This window comes from Tannerella forsythia, assembly GCF_001006485.1.
Classification (GTDB): Bacteria; Bacteroidota; Bacteroidia; order Bacteroidales; family Tannerellaceae; genus Tannerella; species Tannerella forsythia.
Genome location: NZ_JUET01000003.1, coordinates 33,254 through 50,022, shown reverse-complemented (window position 1 = coordinate 50,022; position 16,769 = coordinate 33,254). Strand labels below are relative to the sequence as shown.

Here is a 16,769-nt window from a genome sequence, read left to right as displayed (position 1 = left end):
TTATTGTTCGGTTTGTAGTCGTTCTATATCTTTTCGTTCTTGCTTGAAACAAAGGTAGGGCATTTTCTCATTGAAACGGTCTATTTTTAACAAAGTTTGTGTCAGGAATCGCCGGTATGCCTCGCTCTGCGGATTAAACGGCCGATGATCGAGTGCTTTGCGAATCTCCTCTGCTTCCTTTAACAGACAACGTGCAGGCTCATCCATGCATACTTCGACAAAACGCTCCCAAATGTATTGGATAGCTGTTGGTGACGGATGACACATATCGTCGGCATAAAAACGATAGTCCCGTAACTCATCCATCATCAGTTCGTAGGCGGGGAAATAAGCGGTCTGTACCGGAAAACGTTCTTGCAATGCCTCGACAGCAAGGTGTAAGGTCGCTTTACTTAACTGGTTCTCGTGTGCTCCGTCTCGCCAGTGCCGAATCGGACTGACCGTAAACAACCATTGCAGGGACGGATGTTTTTTCTGTAACTTCGCTATCAGTGGTTCCCACAGTGAAACGATTTCTTCGACCGAGAGGCGTGCCCGCTCGAAATATTTTTCCGGAAGCTTATGACAGTTGGCTACCGTTTGTCCTGTCCCTTTTAACCGATAGACATATGCCGTCCCCCAAGTTATGATGATACGGTCGGCCGACGATAACATAACCGCAGCCTGTTGCAGTCGTTCGTTTATCTGTTGCAGGCACTCATCGGCCGATACGGACGAAAAAGAGCTGTGATGAAAGAAACTGTGGTATAAGCCTTCATGCTGAAACAGATCGTCGGACGTGAATGTCATTCCCTCTATCAGTCGTTCAATAGCCATGGCTACCGAAGCAGGGTTATAAAGTGTACCGAAAGGATTGATCTCCGCACGAAACAGACTGCCGGATAAACGCTTCCCGATGGATTCGGCAAAGCAGGAGCCGAAGAGCATCGTCCGGTGTTCGTATGCAAAACGGACAGGGGATCGGGGAATATCGATTTTCGTATAAAGCATCATAGCACTTATGAATAGTCATGCGTTAAAAGTAATGTAGCAAAGTAGCATAAGTGCCGTATTTTGTGTTCTTTTTTATACTTTAACTGCTTTGCTGCTTTGCTATATTTTATGCAATATGACAGGCAAAGAAAAAAAATCTTCAGGGAAATACGAAACATTGAACTTAATTCATGCAAGTTTTGAGATATGTTGTAAAACATATAAATATCATATGGTGCTAAATATAAACAATTTAAGCTATTGTAAGGACGTATTTTTATCTGTTTATCATGGTTTTGGGATAATTTTTTTTGGCTGGTAGGCTGGAAATACAGAACTTTGGACACTTTTTGTTGAAAAACGAAGTGGATAAACTATGACTATACTACGACATGTAAGCATTTTATGTGGCTTTGCCCTTTTTTCGGTTGGAGCGTACGGACAGCCGGTAGGAAGGAAGAAACAGCAGGAACGAGAATTCCCTGCGGCACTAAAAACTCCTGCGATAGAGCGGAAAGTCTCAAAACTTATTGCGGATCGGGTGGATGTAACGAAGAAAAAGATTGTAACGGGAGAATTGGAGTCGGTTACATTTGCGACGCAGGAGGAATTGATTGAAGCAGAAAACCTTCTTTTTCCAGCCGATGAATTATATCAGTCCAATTGGGATACGTGCTGGGTAAATCCCTTTCGCACCAGAGACAGAGATATTGTCATGCCGGATTCGTTCAGGATTGATTGTTCTACCTTTGTAATTCCTATTGACAATGAGTTGAAGATTACTTCCAAGTATGGTCCACGCCGTCGCCGGATGCACCGTGGAATTGACTTGAAAGTCCATGTCGGCGATACGATTCGCAGTGCATTCAGTGGGAAAGTACGAATCAAGAGTTTTGAACGTCGCGGTTACGGAAATTATTTAGTGATTCGTCATCCCAACGGCCTCGAAACGATCTACGGTCATCTGTCGAGGCCCTTGGTTTCCGAAAATGAGATCGTCAAAGCAGGGCAGCCCATTGCTCTCGGTGGAAATACAGGGCGTTCTACAGGTCCTCATCTTCACTTTGAAACACGCTTTCTCGGCGAAGCCATTGATCCAAGCCACATCATCGATTTCGAAAACGGTGTTCCTCATCAGGACTTTTACGTTTTTCATAAAGACTCTTATCGTAACCGGCACAATCTCTATACTTCAACATCCGAACATATCGTTTATCATCGTGTGAAGAAAGGTGAGTCTTTAGGAGTCATTGCACGGAAGCATGGTCTTTCCGTTACGGAGCTGTGCCGTCTGAACGGATTGAAAAAAACATCTGTGCTGCGTGTCGGACAAACGCTCCGTTGCGGGAAAACATCGGCAAGGGTTTCGAAAAAAGCCACACGGCTGAAACCAGCACAACAAACGGTAGCGGATGAAACAGCCGTTGCAAAAGAAGAAAAGCCTGTTTATCATCGTGTACGGCAGGGAGAGACCCTCTATTCGATTGCGCGTCAACATAGCATGACGGTCGATGCGCTTTGCAAGTTGAACCGTATCCGCCCGACGGACCCTTTGCATGAAGGGCAGGAGATTTGCTACCGTGCGGTAAAGCATAGTACAAAGCATGTCGTGAAAGAAGAAACAGAAGAAATGGTTATAGCAGAACATACTGCAAGCGATCAGTTGCCGGAAGAAGATGATAAACGGGGATCGGAGAACGGGATACAGGAGGATAATTCTGTTACGGTTACGGAAAGCAGGCAAACGGTTGCGCCTGCTCAGTCGAAGGTGACTGCCGCAAAGAAGACGAAAACCGCCGCACGTCTGAAAGCGCCCGTTTATCATCGAGTGAAGAAAGGGGACACCTTGAGTGCGATCGCCCGGCGTCACGGGGTGAGCGTGGAGCAATTGTGCACATTGAACAAGATACAGAAGACGACGACCTTGAAAGTTGGACGTTCGCTGCGTTGTTCATGAAGAGGAAAAGAGCGTTTTGTGCCAATTACGGAAGATGTCGCATCTTCCGTAATTGGCACGTTGATGTTATATAAAGTAGAGTTATGGCAGATACCAAACAACAATTTGAGGCGGTGATCAGAGAATGCCGGGAGGTCTTTCAGGCCAAGCTGTCGGACTACAGTCCCTCGTGGCGTATCATGCGTCCCGAGTCGATTACCGATCAGCTTTTCATCAAGGCCAAGCGTATCCGGAGCCTTGAGATGAAGAAAGTGAGTAAAGTCGGCGAAGGCATCCGACCCGAATTTATCGCTATTGTGAATTACGGTGTGATCGGGTTGATACAGCTTGAACTGGGGGCTGTCGATACGTGCGATATCGATGTGCATCGGGCTTTGGAACTTTATGATGCGCATATGAAAGAAATTCAAACACTGATGTATGCCAAAAACCACGATTATGACGAGGCATGGCGGGGGATGCGCATCAGTTCGTACACCGACTTTATTCTGACGAAACTGAACCGTGTGAAGGAGATCGAAGACCACGACGGGAAGGTGATTGCTTCGGAAGGAATCGCTTCCAATTATAGGGATATGGTGAATTATGCCCTGTTCGGATTGATCAAACTGACTTTCGGGGAAGATGCCTAAGCGAATTCTCATAAAAACGATCGCGGAGTGTTGTCGCGTTTTATTGGGGGGGACATTGATCTTTTCCGGTACGGTCAAAGCGATAGACCCGATGGGTACCGCCATTAAGACCGGGGAATATCTCGCCTCATTTGGCATGGAATACGGCAAGTGGTTCGAGTTGCTCTTGTCGTTCAACATCATTGCCGTTGAGTTTATGCTCGGTGTGTGTATGTTGACGGCTGTCTACCGTAAGCTGACGACACTCGGCGTGTTGATCTTCATGAGTTTCATGACGCCGCTCACGCTTTATCTGGCGGTTTTTAATCCCGTGCCCGATTGCGGATGTTTCGGCGACGCATGGATCATTACGAACTGGCAGACATTCTATAAGAACCTCGTTCTACTTGCAGCAGCCGTTTTTGCATGGATGTATTACAAGCAACTGACATCGTTCTATACGTATCGGTCGTATTGGTTTGTCGGGCTTTTTTCGTACCTCTTCTGTCTCGGTTTCTGCTATTGGAATTACAATCATTTGCCGATTACCGATTTTCGTCCGTATAAAGTGGGAGCGAATATCCCGAAGCTGATGGAGGTTCCACCCGATGCACCGCAAGATGAATATGTATTTATTTATCAGAAGAACGGCGAAACGAAAGAATTTAAATTAGAGGACGTTCCGGCCGATGATTCTACATGGACGTACGTTGATGCGCGACTCGTTAAACAGGGATTCGTACCGAAGGTCAGTTCCTTCGGGCTGTTTAACGAGCAGGGAGAGAATGTAGCCGATGAGCTTTTTACCCGGCCGGGTATTGTCATGCTGCTTGTGGCTTACCGGCTGGAAGAGGCAAGCGACAAACATATCGACGAGATCAACCATGCGTATGATTATGCCATGGAGCATAAGCTGACTTTCTATGGCGTCACAGGCTCGTCCGACGGACATATTGCCGAATGGGTGAAGCATACGGGCGCCGATTATCCTTTCCTGACGGCCGACGAGGTGCTGCTCAAGACTATCATCCGCTCGAATCCGGGGATGGTATTGCTTCGCGAAGGTACGATTCTGGCCAAATGGCATCATAACGACATCCCCGGCGAGGATGAATTAGACACCGTGATAAACGGATACTTGAACGATAACCGTATGGAAAACCGGACAGATCATAACCCTTGGTTATCCGTAATTGCAGCTTTTGTATTACCTTTGCTGCTGGTTTGGATCTACGATTATCTTCGAAACCGTAGATATCGAGGAATAAAGAATACATATAATTAACAGACTGAACAAATGAGGAAGAATATTGTTGCGGGGAACTGGAAGATGAACACCACCCTGCCCGAAGGATTGGCGCTGGCCAAAGGTTTGAATGCAGCCTTGAAAGGAAAGGCCGTACATTGCGACGTGATTGTAGGTGTACCGTTCACGCATCTGGCAAGTATCGTTTCGGCCGTCGACACGATGAAGATTGGGGTGGCAGCGGAGAACTGTGCCGACAAGGAAAAGGGAGCTTTTACGGGCGAGGTGTCGGCTGCGATGGTCGCTTCGACGGGCGCTAAGTACGTGATTCTCGGACATTCGGAGCGTCGTGCATATTACCACGAGACTCCCGGGATTTTGAAGGAAAAAGTGAAGCTGGCGTTGGCACATAATCTGATACCGATTTTCTGCATCGGCGAAGTGCTGGAAGAGCGCGAGGCCGGCAAGCATTTCGAAGTCGTAGATGCACAAGTACGTGAATCGCTGTTCGAGCTATCGGCCGAAGAATTCGGCAAGTTGGTGCTCGCTTACGAACCGGTGTGGGCTATCGGAACGGGCAAAACGGCTACGGCGGAACAGGCACAGGAGATTCATGCACACATTCGCCATACCATTGCGCAGCAATATGGTCCGGAGGTCGCCGACAGCACATCCATTCTGTATGGCGGAAGTTGCAATGCGGGCAATGCGAAAGAATTGTTTGCCAACCCCGATGTAGATGGCGGGCTGATTGGCGGAGCATCGCTCGAGGTAGAGAAATTTATGCCCGTCATTGAGGCATTTTAAAGAAGGCGACAGAGCCGGGAAGACGTTTAATTATGAAACGATATGCGTTTATACTGGGGCTCTTGTGGTGCGGCAACTGTGTGCTGATGGCACAAGATTCCATCGTTGAGGCCCTGACACGAGATGTCCCGGGTCGGGGTACGGTGACGATTCACCAGTCTTCGGCCATCCGTCAGATGATTGGCCGGCCGGTGGCTTCGGAGCATACTGAAGAAGTGAACGGTCGGGTGTATCTCTTATCGGCCGGCTACCGTATTCAGATCTTTTCCGGAAACAATCAGCGCAATTCGAAAGATGAAGCGTTCGGCAAGGAGCAGCAGATCAAGAACCGGTTCTCAGGCTTGTCGACGTATGTGTCGTACACCGCTCCTTTCTGGCGACTTCGTGTAGGGGACTATCTTTCGTACGAAGAAGCGTACGGCATGATGCAAAAGTTGATTGCCGCCTTTCCTTCGTTCCGGAAAGAGATGTTTATTACGAAAGAAGAAATTCGTACCTTCGTTCGGTAAGCATGAAAGAGACCGAAGCATTACTCGAAGTACGCCGGCAAGTGAGCGAGCATTATCGTCAAATCATTGAACTGTTGGGTGAAGATACGGATCGTGAGGGATTGAAGAAAACCCCCATGCGGGTGGCTAAGGCCATGCAGTTTCTGCTCAAGGGATACGATGAAGACCCGGAGGCCGTGTTGGCCTCAGCCATGTTTAAGGAAGAGGACTATAAGCAGATGGTTATCGTTAAGGACATCGATTTTTTTTCTCTCTGCGAGCATCACATGTTACCTTTCTTCGGTAAGGTGCATGTGGCTTATATCCCGAATCATTACATTACGGGACTGAGTAAAATTCCGCGCATAGTCGATATTTTTGCTCATCGTTTGCAGATACAGGAGCGTATGACACTTCAGATTAAGGAATGTCTTCAGAAAACGTTAAACCCGCTGGGCGTGATGGTCGTCATTGAGGCGCAACACATGTGCATGCAGATGCGCGGCGTGGAAAAACAGAACTCACTGACAACGACGTCCGACTTTACCGGCTCGTTTCAACAAGCCCGAACGCGTGAAGAGTTTATGAACCTGATTAAAAAATAGTGCTTTTTTGTCTGCCTTTTCGGAGACTTGTATCTTCTCTCTATTAGGAAATAACTTGTTTTTATGCTGCTGAAAATTTATCCCGATCATCCGAACCGGAAAGACATTGATAAAGTGGTGAATGTGTTGCGTGACGGCGGATTGGTGATCTATCCCACCGATACGCTGTACGCCATGGGCTGTGATGCGCTTGATGTGCGTGCGGTAGAAAAGATTTGCCGTATCAAAGGCGTCAATCCGCAGAAGAGCAATCTCTCGATTATTTGCCCGGATTTGTCGTCCGTCAGCGAATATGCACGTATCAACAACCATGTTTTCAAACTGATGAAACGTTGTTTGCCGGGTCCTTTCACCTTCATTTTACCCACAAGCGGCGAGCTGCCGAAGATCTACAAAAGCCGTAAGGAGGTCGGTATCCGTGTACCCGACAATCCGATTGTACGTGAACTGGCCGTTGCGCTGGGCAATCCGTTGCTTTCGATGTCAGTCTATGACCGGGAGAGCAACGATGAACCGGAATACCTTACCGATCCGGAGCTGATAGAAGAGAAATATGCCGGACAAGTAGACCTAGTGATTGACGGTGGCTATGGCTGCACGGAAGGATCGACGGTGGTGGACTGTACGCAGGAGCCGTTTTCCATCGTCCGTCAGGGCAGAGGAATCATTGAACTTTGAGTGATCCAAGACGGGAAACAGGCTTCTGAAAAATCACTTTTTCTCTTGCTCTTTTTTACAAGTTCACGCGCTGCTATGACTATGTCGTGACCGAAATGGTCGGAAACGAGGGTCAAGATTGGAGAGGTCCTTCTTTTTTCATGCTCCGGATGAGTTGTGAATATTTTCGTTTTGCCACCCATTCGTCTTCTTCCTGTTCCGAAAGCAGCGATAATGCTTCGATGTTCTGCTGCCCGATAAATTCGGATTTTAACTGAGGATCGGTATCCACCTTTCTCAATAAATCTAATCGTTCAGAGTCATCAAGCATGCCTTGAAAATATCTCCGTACTTGTTCGTCCATCTTTTCCATTTTTTGATAATAGAACGTATAAGAATAAAAAATCCGCTAAGAAGCAACTCGTTTCATGCGAATAGAAAGAGGAGAACGGGGAGTAATTTTTCGAGGGCGATCTTCAGTTTTTTATAGGCAATCCCCATCTGGGTCTCGACGGTATTAAGTGATAATCCGAGTTCTTCGGCAATGTCTTTTTGTTTTTTCCCTTCGATTTTACTTTTGATAAAAATCAGTCGGCATTTTTCCGGCAAGGTCTGAATGGCTTTTGATACGACCGACTCAATGTCGCGTTCTGCAACATATTCTTCGTCGAATGCTTTCAGCGACTCAAATTTCATCTGCAGGGTACGTGTGTATTCCTCTTGGAGCTGCTCGGCCGAGCGTTGTTCGACCATCTTGTGCCGGAGGAAGTCCACGCATCTGTTTTTTACGGAAGTCAACAGCCATCCCGTTTTATTGATATGCCCTTCAAGCACGTCTTGCCGCTCCCACAAATCGAGAAATACATCCTGTACAATGTTCTCCGCATCAGCTCCCGACATGATGTAGGCTTCGGCAAAGCGTTTCATCCGTGCGTAATACGATACGTACATGGCTTTGAAACTTACGGTCAATTGATGATTCCTGTCCAATTCGTTCCTTCTTTTTCCTGCAAACTTACATAAAAAAGCCATTTTTTTGTCATTGCTGCCCGATAAAAGTATTTGATTAGGATAAAAAACAGAACGTCTCGTTAAAATACTTTATGGTGAAAGTGCCCATACCATCTTGATATTATTCAGTTTTATCGGGAAATAAATTCTAATAAAGATTCTCCCGAATTTATATGATTGGGCGGAGGCTTATCCATCGTTTTTAACGGACAACAATGAATAAATAAGAAGGGGCAGGCTTTTGAAGGCTTGGTTAAATAAGTTTGGCTTTTCGTTGTACATCTTTTATCTTTGTCGCCCATAGATGTAAAATGAGAAACATAAAATCAAAACGTATGAAGAAAAAATGTATCGCATGGGCCGCTTGTCTGTTTTTGGCGGCAGGTTCTGAAGTATTAGCATGTACCGGCTTGCTGGTAGGAAAAAAAGCGTCGACAGACGGTTCGGTTATGATTAGTTATTCGGCAGATTCCCATACGCTTTACGGCGAAATGTATCGTTGGCCGGCTGCAACGTATCCGCAAGGCACGATGCTTGAGGTATCGGAGTGGGATACCGGCAAGCCGCTGGGTAAGATTGCGCAAGTGACACAGACATATTCCGTGATCGGAAACATGAATGAATATCAAGTGGCCATTACGGAGAGCACATTTGGCGGACGTCCGGAGTTGGTTGATACAACCGGAATTATGGATTACGGCAGTTTGATTTATATTGCCTTGCAACGTTCTAAGTCGGCTCGTGAAGCGATTAAGGTGATGACTGACTTGGTGGCTGAATACGGTTATTATAGCAGTGGTGAGTCGTTCTCAATTGCCGACAAAAACGAGGTTTGGATCATGGAGATGGTCGGAAAAGGAGTCGGAAACAAGGGAGCTTTGTGGGTCGCTATCCGTATTCCGGACGATTGCATCGCTGCGCATGCCAACCAATCGCGTATCCATCAAATTCCGTTCGATGACAAGGAGAATTGTATGTATGCACCCGATGTCGTTTCGTATGCGCGTGAAAAAGGGTATTTCAAAGGTAAAGACAAAGACTTTAGTTTTGCTAATGCATACTGTCCCTATGATTTCAGCGGACTGCGTGCATGCGAAGCGCGTGTATGGTCGTTTTTCCGTCTGTATGACAAAGGGATGAGCAAGTACGAGGCTTTTGTCAGAGGCGATGCGACGAAAGAGCCGATGCCGCTTTATATCAAACCTGACCGCAAACTATCGGTGCAGGATGTACAACAGGCTATGCGTAACCACTACGAGGGGACGAGCATGGATATGACGAAAGATATCGGTGCCGGAGCGTATAAGGTGCCTTACCGCTGGCGTCCGATGCACTTCACCGTAGACGGGCAGAAATACCTGCACGAACGCGCCATCGCTACACAGCAAACGGGTTTTGTCATCGTGCCGCAGATGCGTAGCTGGCTGCCTGATGCCATTGGCGGTATCTTATGGTTTGGGGTCGACGATGCCAACACGACTGTCTTTAATCCTGTTTATGCCTCTTCACTGGCAGTACCCGAATGCTACCGGGTGGGCAATGGGGATATGTTGACGTTTTCATGGAGTTCGGCTTTCTGGATTCATAACTGGGTGGCGAATATGGCATACCATAAATACAGTTTCATGATCGAAGATATTCGTAAGGTACAAACCGAGTTGGAGAACGGATATCGTGAGGTTCTCCCAGCTATCGACAAAGCTGCGTTGGCATTGTATGAAAAAAGTCCTGAAGAGGCACGCCGTTTCCTGACATGGTACAGCACGACGACAGCCGATCAGGCTACCGCACGTTGGAAGAAACTGGGTGAATATCTGATGGTCAAATATATTGACGGAAACGTGAAGAAAGAGCAGGATGGCCGGTTCAAGCGTAACCCGTACGGACTTCCTGCTGCGCCCGATTTTCCGGGATACGACGAAGAATATTATAAGGAAATTGTTCGTAGAGGTGGTGAACAATTGAAGGTACAATGATGTTCTATCATTGAACGATAAAAAAAGACATGAAGAAATTAATAGTAACCGTTGCTCTGGCATTCCTTTCGGCTGCCGGATATGCACAGCAGGGACATGCGTCGGCAGGCGTCAATACGGGATATGCATTGGACCGTGAATCTGTCACGTTCGGCCTTGATTTTCGTTATAATGTGTGGCGCAATGTACGTATTGCTCCCTCTGTTACGCATATGTTTCGTAACAATGGCGCCAGCGCATGGTACATTGATTTCGATGCCCACTATGTGGTATCTGTGACGCGCTATTTTGCGTTCTATCCGATCGGAGGCATGGGAATGTCTGTATGGGACTTCAAAGGGTCTGACGGAAATCGTACCCGTTTGGGATTGAATGTCGGGATAGGCGCCGAACTTTACGCTACGGACGAAATATCGGTGGGTACGGACATGAAATACAATCTGACGAAAGATTATGATCAGGCTTTGGTAGCCGTCAGGGTCGCTTATCATTTCTGAACGGACTGATTGACCCTCTCTTGAAGGACAGGCTTAGAGCGCTTTCTGAAACAAAGATTTATTTACCGAACCGTTGTAAAGTTTTCCTTACAACGGTTCGGTTTTTTATGGCTTATCAGAGATATCCCGTCTCCAACCCCAAACGACTAATTTATGAAAAAGTTACAGGCTGATTTTTACGCCGGCAAAGAAGCTGCGCGGCATGCCTGGTCCGTAGATGTAAGCCGAGTCGCGTGCCGGTCCTTTGTCGAAATCGTCTTGAAAAGCGTTGAACATATTTTGTATACCTGCATAGATTTGCATCGTATAGACGTTATAGATCGGAAAATTATAGGCCAGGCGGCATCCCATCTCGAAGAAGGAGGGTGTTTGAAACGTACGCGGACCGTAGGTCGTTGCTGTCTGCCCTTTGCCGTGTTGCATACGGTCCGGATGGATCGTTGCCGAGGGTTTACCGTTGAACAGGGTTAAGCTGCCATCATCTTCGGTCGGGATTTCGTGCCCGGTCAGCATATTTCCTGTGTAGTTTCCGGAAATCGACAAGGTGAAATCACGTGTAAAGTTAACCGTGCTTACGAAGTAGGCATACAGATTCGGTGTGCGATACATACGGCGCGTTTTGTACGTATCGTCTTCGTGCCACTGCTGTTCCTTATTCCAAAGACTCTTTTGCGCCGTAAGTCCGGCTTGCAGTTGCCATGTATTCAGATAGGCAATCTTACCTTCAAAATTCAGTCCGTACACTTTGGCTCCTTCTGAATTTTTACGTATTTTGAGGATTTGTTTCATGCCTTTCACCACAGTATCTTTTTGGTTGAAACTGAAAGCATCGACAAGACTTGTATAAAATCCTTCGGCCAGAAGGTTCAACTGCCATGCCCCCATACGGTGATACCAATCGATCGACCCGCTGAAACTGTGAGAGGTCTCTTCTTTCAGACCGGGTGCATTTTGCGAAAGAATAAGGTCGCCGCCGGCATTGTCGACGTGCAGGTCTTCATCGAAAATCTGAGGAGCCCGGAATCCTTTGCTGTAACTTAACCGGAAGCTGAAGGCCTGAGACGGGTTGTAACGCAGGTTGACACGAGGACTGAAAATCATGTCTTTCACCAGCGAATGTTTGTCAAGGCGCGCACCGAGAAGGATGCTCCAATGATTGTTTTTCCACTCGTTCTGCAGGAAAGCGCTCCGGGTGTTGACTTTCTGCATGAGCGGAGCTTCCCGATAACCACTTACGTCATCAAGCTTATCGTGTGTGTATTCCAATCCGGCCGTAAGAGTTGCCGGCATAAACAACAGTTGGGGCATCTCATAAGCATATTGCGCACCGAACATATGCGTTAATCCTCCCGTTCGTCCGTACGAAGCCATACGCTTGTTCAGTTCGAGCATGTCTTCATTGCTTAATCCGTTATTGATTTTCGGAAAGAAGTTGGCGGCCAGTTCTTCTTCAATCTTTTCATCGGATATACCGGGGGTGGCTTTTTTCAGATTTTCGATAAACTGATCTTTGGCTTTTTCGATGTTCTTTTTACCTTCGGCCATGATTTCGTTGGCCGTCTTGTCTCCACCTCCGTAGTAGCTCTTACGGTCGACTTTCATGAATGAAGCATATGCATTGAAACGATGTCTGCCGTTCGGGCTGAATAAGCTGTAATTCAAACTTCCAGTGTTGTTCGTGTGTTCCAGTTGTTCGGCTACGTGAGCATTATGAGGTTCTTCTTTAAGCAAATCACCGCCACGGCGAAACTCGTGGGTGTTATGATATTCGGCAGTTAGTTTCGAGTAGTTGCTCGGCTTTACATATGCCCGGAAACCCAGGGTACGACCATCGAGTACAGGCGTTTCGGTATAACCGTCTCCATCGTGGTCGTAGCCCGAGCGATGGCGGGTCTGTCCGAACATCGTAATCCCTAATTTATGGTTATCCGAAACGATAGCTCCATTAAAGTTCGTTGTATTCTCGAAGGTGTTCAATCCGCCTAAAGCACGTGTCTGATGTGAGATACTGGCTGAATTATTCAGCGGTTCGCGGGTGATGATATTGATGGTACCCGCAATGGCTGACGAACCGAACAAAGCGGATCCTCCGCCCCGTACCACCTCTACACGTTCGATCATGTTGGCGGGAATTTGCTCCAGACCGTACACACCGGCAAGTGCGCTGAATACCGGACGCGAATCGATCAAAATCTGTGAGTAAGGACCGTCCATTCCGTTGATACGTACTTGACTGAACCCGCAGTTTTGGCAATTCGTTTCCACGCGTACACCCGGTTGAAACTTCAATCCCTGTGAGATGTCAGTCGACTGCGTACGTTCAAACAGTTTCATGTCAAGTACATTGACTAATGCAGGGGCCTCGCGACGCATCGTCTCGCTCCGGGTAGCGGAAACCACGACCTCGTCGATAGCCAATGCCTCCTCTTCAAGTAAAAAGTTCACTTCAAGCAAAGTGTTGGCTTTCGTAGTCACCTTTTTCGTGACTTTCTTGTATCCGATAAAGGAAACTTCGAGCGTAAGGTCTCCTACAGGCAGGTCTTTCAGCATGTAGTGTCCTGTCGCATCGGTTGTTACGCCGATAGTGGTGCCTTTTACCTGGATGTTGATATAAGGCAAATGCTCTTTTGTAGTGGCATCTTGTACATGACCGGTAATGTTGGCATCCGTTCCACGTTTAATCTGTTCCGGACTGTCGTTTGTTCCGTCGGCAAGCATCATCGACGGGAGCAAAAATAAAGCAAAAAGTATACGATAAAATGATTTCATATGATTTGTTTTTGTTGGGATGAAGCACATCCTTTCATACCTTGCCCAGCATTGATTGACTGTGTACTGTAAGATGTAAATAGTCGATAACGCTAACGCATGGCACAAGACAAGAATGGTCTCCATCTTAATGAATAAAGATATAATAAAATAGAATATTCCTGTTCTGATAATTTATATATCAGGATATACGACGTATTTCCATACCGGATGACGGTATGATTCCTGTTGTCCGGCACTCATGAGGTCGGACAGGTGAAAAATAAGTTTTAACAGTGAGGGGGCCCCCGCAGCGATAAGGAAGTTGTTTCCCGAGTAATGCCTTTATGAATCGTCGGGCTGACGATGATGCCGGAGAGTCGTGTAAAAGGTTTACAGAAAGCACCCGGTAGAAATGCCAAGATTAACCATGCGTTCAAAGAGGTGATGGTTACAAAACCTGCCGATGTATGAGTATGATTTCCCGTGTCGGGCGCATCGGAATAGGGATGCGAATGGGTAATCCATCGGCCGTTGATGCGATGCGTATGGTAAAAGAGCGTCGTACTGCCCGCATATCCTATAAACAGGATAAGCAACCAGATGGTCGTTATCTTTTTTACTGTCCGCGTCATGTTCATCGTCTCGCTCTATTGGTATGGGTATCATGGCTTCCGCATAATACGAAAATACCCGTTTCAATTCGGCTGCAAAGTAAAAACATTCATTTGGATTATACAATCCCTACTATTGGCTATATGTCGTTCGTCGATTGCATGCGATGAAACACCGTCACTCTGCAAAATTTCTTTTCTTCTTGCAAAAAAACAGAGAGAAGACGTTGTCTATACCGAATATGTTATTACCTTTGCCCCCTTGATTTACATATAGAAAAGGACAACGAAAAAAAGATGGAAAATGTCAGCTATGCTTTAGGGTTAAGCATTGGTAATAACTTTCGCGCTTCGGGCATCAAGGAATTGAAAATGGACGACTTTCTCAAGGGATTGAAGGATGTTTTTTCCGAAGCGGAGCCCGCTATCGGTTACGACGAGGCCAAACAAATTCTCCATGATTTTTTTATGAAATTACAGGCTGAAAGGCATGAAATAAATAAGCAGGCCGGTGCGGAGTTTTTACGTATCAACAAAGAAAAGGCGGGCGTGGTAACGTTACCCAGCGGTTTGCAGTATGAAGTACTGAAAACAGGTGATGGAACGAAGCCGAAAGCTTCTGACAAGGTGAAATGCCATTATCATGGGACACTTATTAACGGCACCGTGTTCGACAGTTCCGTACAGCGCGGTGAACCGGCAACGTTTGGCGTATCGCAGGTGATTCCCGGATGGGTTGAGGCGTTGCAATTGATGAATGTGGGCTCCAAATGGCGTCTGTTCATCCCTTCCGAACTGGCCTACGGGGAACGTGGAGCCGGCGAAACGATTGAACCCAACAGTACGCTCGTGTTCGAGGTTGAACTGCTTGATATTGTATGATAGGAATTGATCAATAGATAATAATAAAGAAAATGAAGAAAGTAAATGTGTTAATGACGGCGGCTGCAGTGGCCGCAGGGATGGTAATCACCTCGTGTAATCAGCAGGGTGGAGTAGCAAATGTGGCGCTAAGCGCTCCGATCGACAGTGCAAGCTATGCGTTGGGTATTAACATCGGAAGTAACCTGAAGGAAAACCTGAAAACGTTCCCCGGTGAAAAACCGGTCAATCACGATGCTTTTATGAGCGGATTGATGGCCGCAATGAAAGACTCGGCAGCCATGAAAATGACTCCTGAAGTGGCTCAAACGTATGTGAATGACTATGTCATGAAGATTCAGCAGGCTGATGCTGAAGCCGAATTGAAAGCCGGTCAGGATTTCCTCGCAGCCAATAAAACAAAGGAAGGCGTTATCACGACCGAAAGCGGTCTGCAATATAAAGTGATCACCGAAGGTACAGGGGCAAAACCGACGGCTGAAGATCAGGTAAAATGCCATTATACGGGCAAACTTCTTAACGGAACCGTATTCGATAGCTCGGTACAGCGTGGTGAACCGACAGTCTTCGGGGTAGGTCAGGTAATCCGCGGTTGGCAGGAAGTGTTGCAATTGATGCCTGTAGGATCGAAGTATCAGGTGTGGATTCCCTCCGAACTGGCATATGGTCCTAACGGCGCAGGTCAGATGATCAAACCGAATGCAACTCTCGAATTTGAAGTAGAGTTGCTCGAAATCGTGAAAAAATGAGAAACATTCGCATCATGATCGCAAGTGTTACAGTTATCGGAATGATGGCTGCAACGTCTTGTAATACGACGAAGACGGTCGTGGCTCCTCCTGTTCCTCAGGAACCGGTAATGGTTTCGGAACTCGATACGGTAAGCTATGCGCTGGGAGTGAACATCGGTACAAGTTTGAAGGAAAATTTAAAAACATTCCCCGACGGCCCGGTTAATATGGAAGTCTTCACTGATGTTTTGGTGAAGGCGCTGAAAGGGGATACTACCCTGATGATGAATCCGGAGGATGCACAGAATCGTATTCAGAAATATGTCATGGCTGTACAGCAGCGTGAAACCGAGGCCTTGAAAGCCGAAGGGGAGAAATTCCTCTCCGAGAACAAAACGAAAGAAGGCGTTGTTACGACTGAAAGCGGTCTGCAATACAAGGTGCTTACCGAGGGTTCGGGAGCGAAACCGACCGAAGCCGATCAGGTGAAAGTACACTACACCGGCAAGCTGCTTGACGGTACCGTGTTCGACAGCTCCATACAGCGTGGTGAACCGGCAACTTTCGGGGTTACGCAGGTGATTCGCGGATGGCAGGAAGTGTTGCAACTCATGCCCGTGGGAGCCAAATATCAGGTATGGATTCCGTCCGGGCTGGCATATGGAGCCAGCGGAGCAGGTCAGATGATCAAACCTCATGCAACGCTTGAATTTGAAGTAGAGCTATTGGAAATCATCCAACCTGATCACACAGAAGGCACTGAAAAGTAAGCGCACGTACAGGAAAAACGATAGAGAGCTACCTCCACAAAAAGGGTAGCTCTTTTTTTGTGGTTAAGCGGTGCAATGGTTTTTTGAATTTCTATTTATGAATAGAAAGGATTTTCATGTACCTTTCCTTCCGTGAGTTTTTCTAAAAAGAAATCTTTCTTACAACTTTCGAATAACATGATTAAACAACAGATAAA

17 protein-coding genes are annotated in these 16,769 nt (G+C 46.9%); 12 read left to right on the top strand and 5 right to left on the bottom strand.

Annotation, left to right across the window (positions count from 1 at the left end; translation table 11 throughout):
- Positions 1-993: a GSCFA domain-containing protein gene (locus tag Tanf_RS00295; protein WP_046824481.1), complete on the bottom strand. Its 993-nt coding sequence runs from the start codon at positions 991-993 to the stop codon at positions 1-3.
- Between the two features lie 355 nt (positions 994-1,348).
- Between Tanf_RS00295 and Tanf_RS00290 the strand changes: the two genes are divergently transcribed.
- The 7 genes from Tanf_RS00290 (at position 1,349) to Tanf_RS00260 (ending at position 7,364) form a co-directional block, all read left to right on the top strand.
- Positions 1,349-2,929, top strand: coding sequence for a LysM peptidoglycan-binding domain-containing protein (locus Tanf_RS00290; protein WP_080561814.1), 1,581 nt, complete (start codon positions 1,349-1,351; stop codon positions 2,927-2,929).
- Positions 2,930-3,012: 83 nt separating this feature from the next.
- Complete coding sequence (locus Tanf_RS00285) at positions 3,013-3,561, top strand: DUF1599 domain-containing protein (RefSeq protein WP_014225748.1); 549 nt, start codon at positions 3,013-3,015, stop codon at positions 3,559-3,561.
- On the top strand, positions 3,554-4,825 hold the full coding sequence (locus Tanf_RS00280) for a BT_3928 family protein (protein WP_041590880.1): 1,272 nt from the start codon (positions 3,554-3,556) through the stop codon (positions 4,823-4,825). The genes Tanf_RS00285 and Tanf_RS00280 overlap by 8 nt, the downstream gene beginning before the upstream one ends.
- 12 nt (positions 4,826-4,837) lie before the next feature.
- Positions 4,838-5,593 (top strand): triose-phosphate isomerase, encoded by a 756-nt coding sequence (tpiA, locus tag Tanf_RS00275; RefSeq protein ID WP_014225750.1) that lies wholly within the window; start codon positions 4,838-4,840, stop codon positions 5,591-5,593.
- A gap of 32 nt (positions 5,594-5,625) precedes the next feature.
- Positions 5,626-6,102 (top strand): SPOR domain-containing protein, encoded by a 477-nt coding sequence (locus Tanf_RS00270; protein ID WP_014225751.1) that lies wholly within the window; start codon positions 5,626-5,628, stop codon positions 6,100-6,102.
- A 2-nt stretch (positions 6,103-6,104) separates the two neighbouring features.
- Positions 6,105-6,686, top strand: coding sequence for a GTP cyclohydrolase I FolE (gene folE / locus Tanf_RS00265; RefSeq protein WP_014225752.1), 582 nt, complete (start codon positions 6,105-6,107; stop codon positions 6,684-6,686).
- 63 nt (positions 6,687-6,749) lie between these two features.
- Entirely contained in the window at positions 6,750-7,364 is a 615-nt protein-coding gene (locus Tanf_RS00260) for an L-threonylcarbamoyladenylate synthase (protein ID WP_046824480.1), read from the top strand.
- A 112-nt stretch (positions 7,365-7,476) separates the two neighbouring features.
- On the opposite strand, the gene Tanf_RS00255 is transcribed toward Tanf_RS00260, so the two are convergent.
- The gene (locus Tanf_RS00255; RefSeq protein WP_140230670.1) at positions 7,477-7,707 is read right to left on the bottom strand and encodes a hypothetical protein; all 231 of its coding nucleotides are present in this window, start codon (positions 7,705-7,707) and stop codon (positions 7,477-7,479) included.
- Positions 7,708-7,769: 62 nt separating this feature from the next.
- Positions 7,770-8,375: an RNA polymerase sigma-70 factor gene (locus Tanf_RS00250; RefSeq protein WP_014225755.1), complete on the bottom strand. Its 606-nt coding sequence runs from the start codon at positions 8,373-8,375 to the stop codon at positions 7,770-7,772.
- Positions 8,376-8,689: 314 nt separating this feature from the next.
- On the opposite strand from Tanf_RS00250, the gene Tanf_RS00245 reads away from it, so the two are divergent.
- Both Tanf_RS00245 and Tanf_RS00240 read left to right on the top strand, forming a co-directional pair.
- On the top strand, positions 8,690-10,330 hold the full coding sequence (locus Tanf_RS00245) for a dipeptidase (protein WP_014225756.1): 1,641 nt from the start codon (positions 8,690-8,692) through the stop codon (positions 10,328-10,330).
- 29 nt (positions 10,331-10,359) lie between these two features.
- On the top strand, positions 10,360-10,827 hold the full coding sequence (locus Tanf_RS00240) for an outer membrane beta-barrel protein (protein ID WP_046824479.1): 468 nt from the start codon (positions 10,360-10,362) through the stop codon (positions 10,825-10,827).
- Between the two features lie 162 nt (positions 10,828-10,989).
- On the opposite strand, the gene Tanf_RS00235 is transcribed toward Tanf_RS00240, so the two are convergent.
- Both Tanf_RS00235 and Tanf_RS14620 read right to left on the bottom strand, forming a co-directional pair.
- A complete protein-coding gene (locus tag Tanf_RS00235; RefSeq protein WP_070098097.1) occupies positions 10,990-13,548 on the bottom strand; it encodes a TonB-dependent receptor in 2,559 nt (852 codons plus the stop codon).
- Between the two features lie 317 nt (positions 13,549-13,865).
- Positions 13,866-14,216 (bottom strand): DUF8478 family putative metalloprotein, encoded by a 351-nt coding sequence (locus tag Tanf_RS14620; protein ID WP_041590881.1) that lies wholly within the window; start codon positions 14,214-14,216, stop codon positions 13,866-13,868.
- Between the two features lie 270 nt (positions 14,217-14,486).
- On the opposite strand from Tanf_RS14620, the gene bamJ (Tanf_RS00230) reads away from it, so the two are divergent.
- Genes bamJ (Tanf_RS00230) through bamJ (Tanf_RS00220) form a run of 3 tightly spaced genes read left to right on the top strand, consistent with a single transcriptional unit; the run spans position 14,487 to position 16,572 of the window.
- Complete coding sequence (gene bamJ / locus Tanf_RS00230; protein WP_046824477.1) at positions 14,487-15,071, top strand: BamJ family beta-barrel-assembly machinery protein; 585 nt, start codon at positions 14,487-14,489, stop codon at positions 15,069-15,071.
- A 32-nt stretch (positions 15,072-15,103) separates the two neighbouring features.
- Positions 15,104-15,820, top strand: a complete 717-nt coding sequence (gene bamJ, locus Tanf_RS00225; protein ID WP_014225762.1) for a BamJ family beta-barrel-assembly machinery protein — start codon at positions 15,104-15,106, stop codon at positions 15,818-15,820.
- The gene (bamJ, locus tag Tanf_RS00220) at positions 15,817-16,572 is read left to right on the top strand and encodes a BamJ family beta-barrel-assembly machinery protein (RefSeq protein WP_080948508.1); all 756 of its coding nucleotides are present in this window, start codon (positions 15,817-15,819) and stop codon (positions 16,570-16,572) included. The genes bamJ (Tanf_RS00225) and bamJ (Tanf_RS00220) overlap by 4 nt, the downstream gene beginning before the upstream one ends.
- The last annotated feature ends 197 nt before the right edge of the window (positions 16,573-16,769 follow it).

What these genes read in the sequence shown, in the direction of transcription:
- Tanf_RS00240 (WP_046824479.1), top strand. Translation starts at nt 10,360, where the DNA reads ATGAAGAAATTAATAGTAACCGTTGCTCTGGCATTCCTTTCGGCTGCC.
- Tanf_RS00280 (WP_041590880.1), top strand. Translation starts at nt 3,554, where the DNA reads ATGCCTAAGCGAATTCTCATAAAAACGATCGCGGAGTGTTGTCGCGTT.
- Tanf_RS00250 (WP_014225755.1), bottom strand. Translation starts at nt 8,375, where the DNA reads ATGGCTTTTTTATGTAAGTTTGCAGGAAAAAGAAGGAACGAATTGGAC.
- bamJ (WP_046824477.1), top strand. Translation starts at nt 14,487, where the DNA reads ATGGAAAATGTCAGCTATGCTTTAGGGTTAAGCATTGGTAATAACTTT.
- Tanf_RS00295 (WP_046824481.1), bottom strand. Translation starts at nt 993, where the DNA reads ATGATGCTTTATACGAAAATCGATATTCCCCGATCCCCTGTCCGTTTT.
- Tanf_RS00255 (WP_140230670.1), bottom strand. Translation starts at nt 7,707, where the DNA reads ATGGACGAACAAGTACGGAGATATTTTCAAGGCATGCTTGATGACTCT.
- Tanf_RS00260 (WP_046824480.1), top strand. Translation starts at nt 6,750, where the DNA reads ATGCTGCTGAAAATTTATCCCGATCATCCGAACCGGAAAGACATTGAT.
- tpiA (WP_014225750.1), top strand. Translation starts at nt 4,838, where the DNA reads ATGAGGAAGAATATTGTTGCGGGGAACTGGAAGATGAACACCACCCTG.
- bamJ (WP_080948508.1), top strand. Translation starts at nt 15,817, where the DNA reads ATGAGAAACATTCGCATCATGATCGCAAGTGTTACAGTTATCGGAATG.
- Tanf_RS00245 (WP_014225756.1), top strand. Translation starts at nt 8,690, where the DNA reads ATGAAGAAAAAATGTATCGCATGGGCCGCTTGTCTGTTTTTGGCGGCA.
- Tanf_RS00270 (WP_014225751.1), top strand. Translation starts at nt 5,626, where the DNA reads ATGAAACGATATGCGTTTATACTGGGGCTCTTGTGGTGCGGCAACTGT.
- Tanf_RS00285 (WP_014225748.1), top strand. Translation starts at nt 3,013, where the DNA reads ATGGCAGATACCAAACAACAATTTGAGGCGGTGATCAGAGAATGCCGG.
- bamJ (WP_014225762.1), top strand. Translation starts at nt 15,104, where the DNA reads ATGAAGAAAGTAAATGTGTTAATGACGGCGGCTGCAGTGGCCGCAGGG.
- folE (WP_014225752.1), top strand. Translation starts at nt 6,105, where the DNA reads ATGAAAGAGACCGAAGCATTACTCGAAGTACGCCGGCAAGTGAGCGAG.
- Tanf_RS00235 (WP_070098097.1), bottom strand. Translation starts at nt 13,548, where the DNA reads ATGATGCTTGCCGACGGAACAAACGACAGTCCGGAACAGATTAAACGT.
- Tanf_RS14620 (WP_041590881.1), bottom strand. Translation starts at nt 14,216, where the DNA reads ATGAACATGACGCGGACAGTAAAAAAGATAACGACCATCTGGTTGCTT.
- Tanf_RS00290 (WP_080561814.1), top strand. Translation starts at nt 1,349, where the DNA reads ATGACTATACTACGACATGTAAGCATTTTATGTGGCTTTGCCCTTTTT.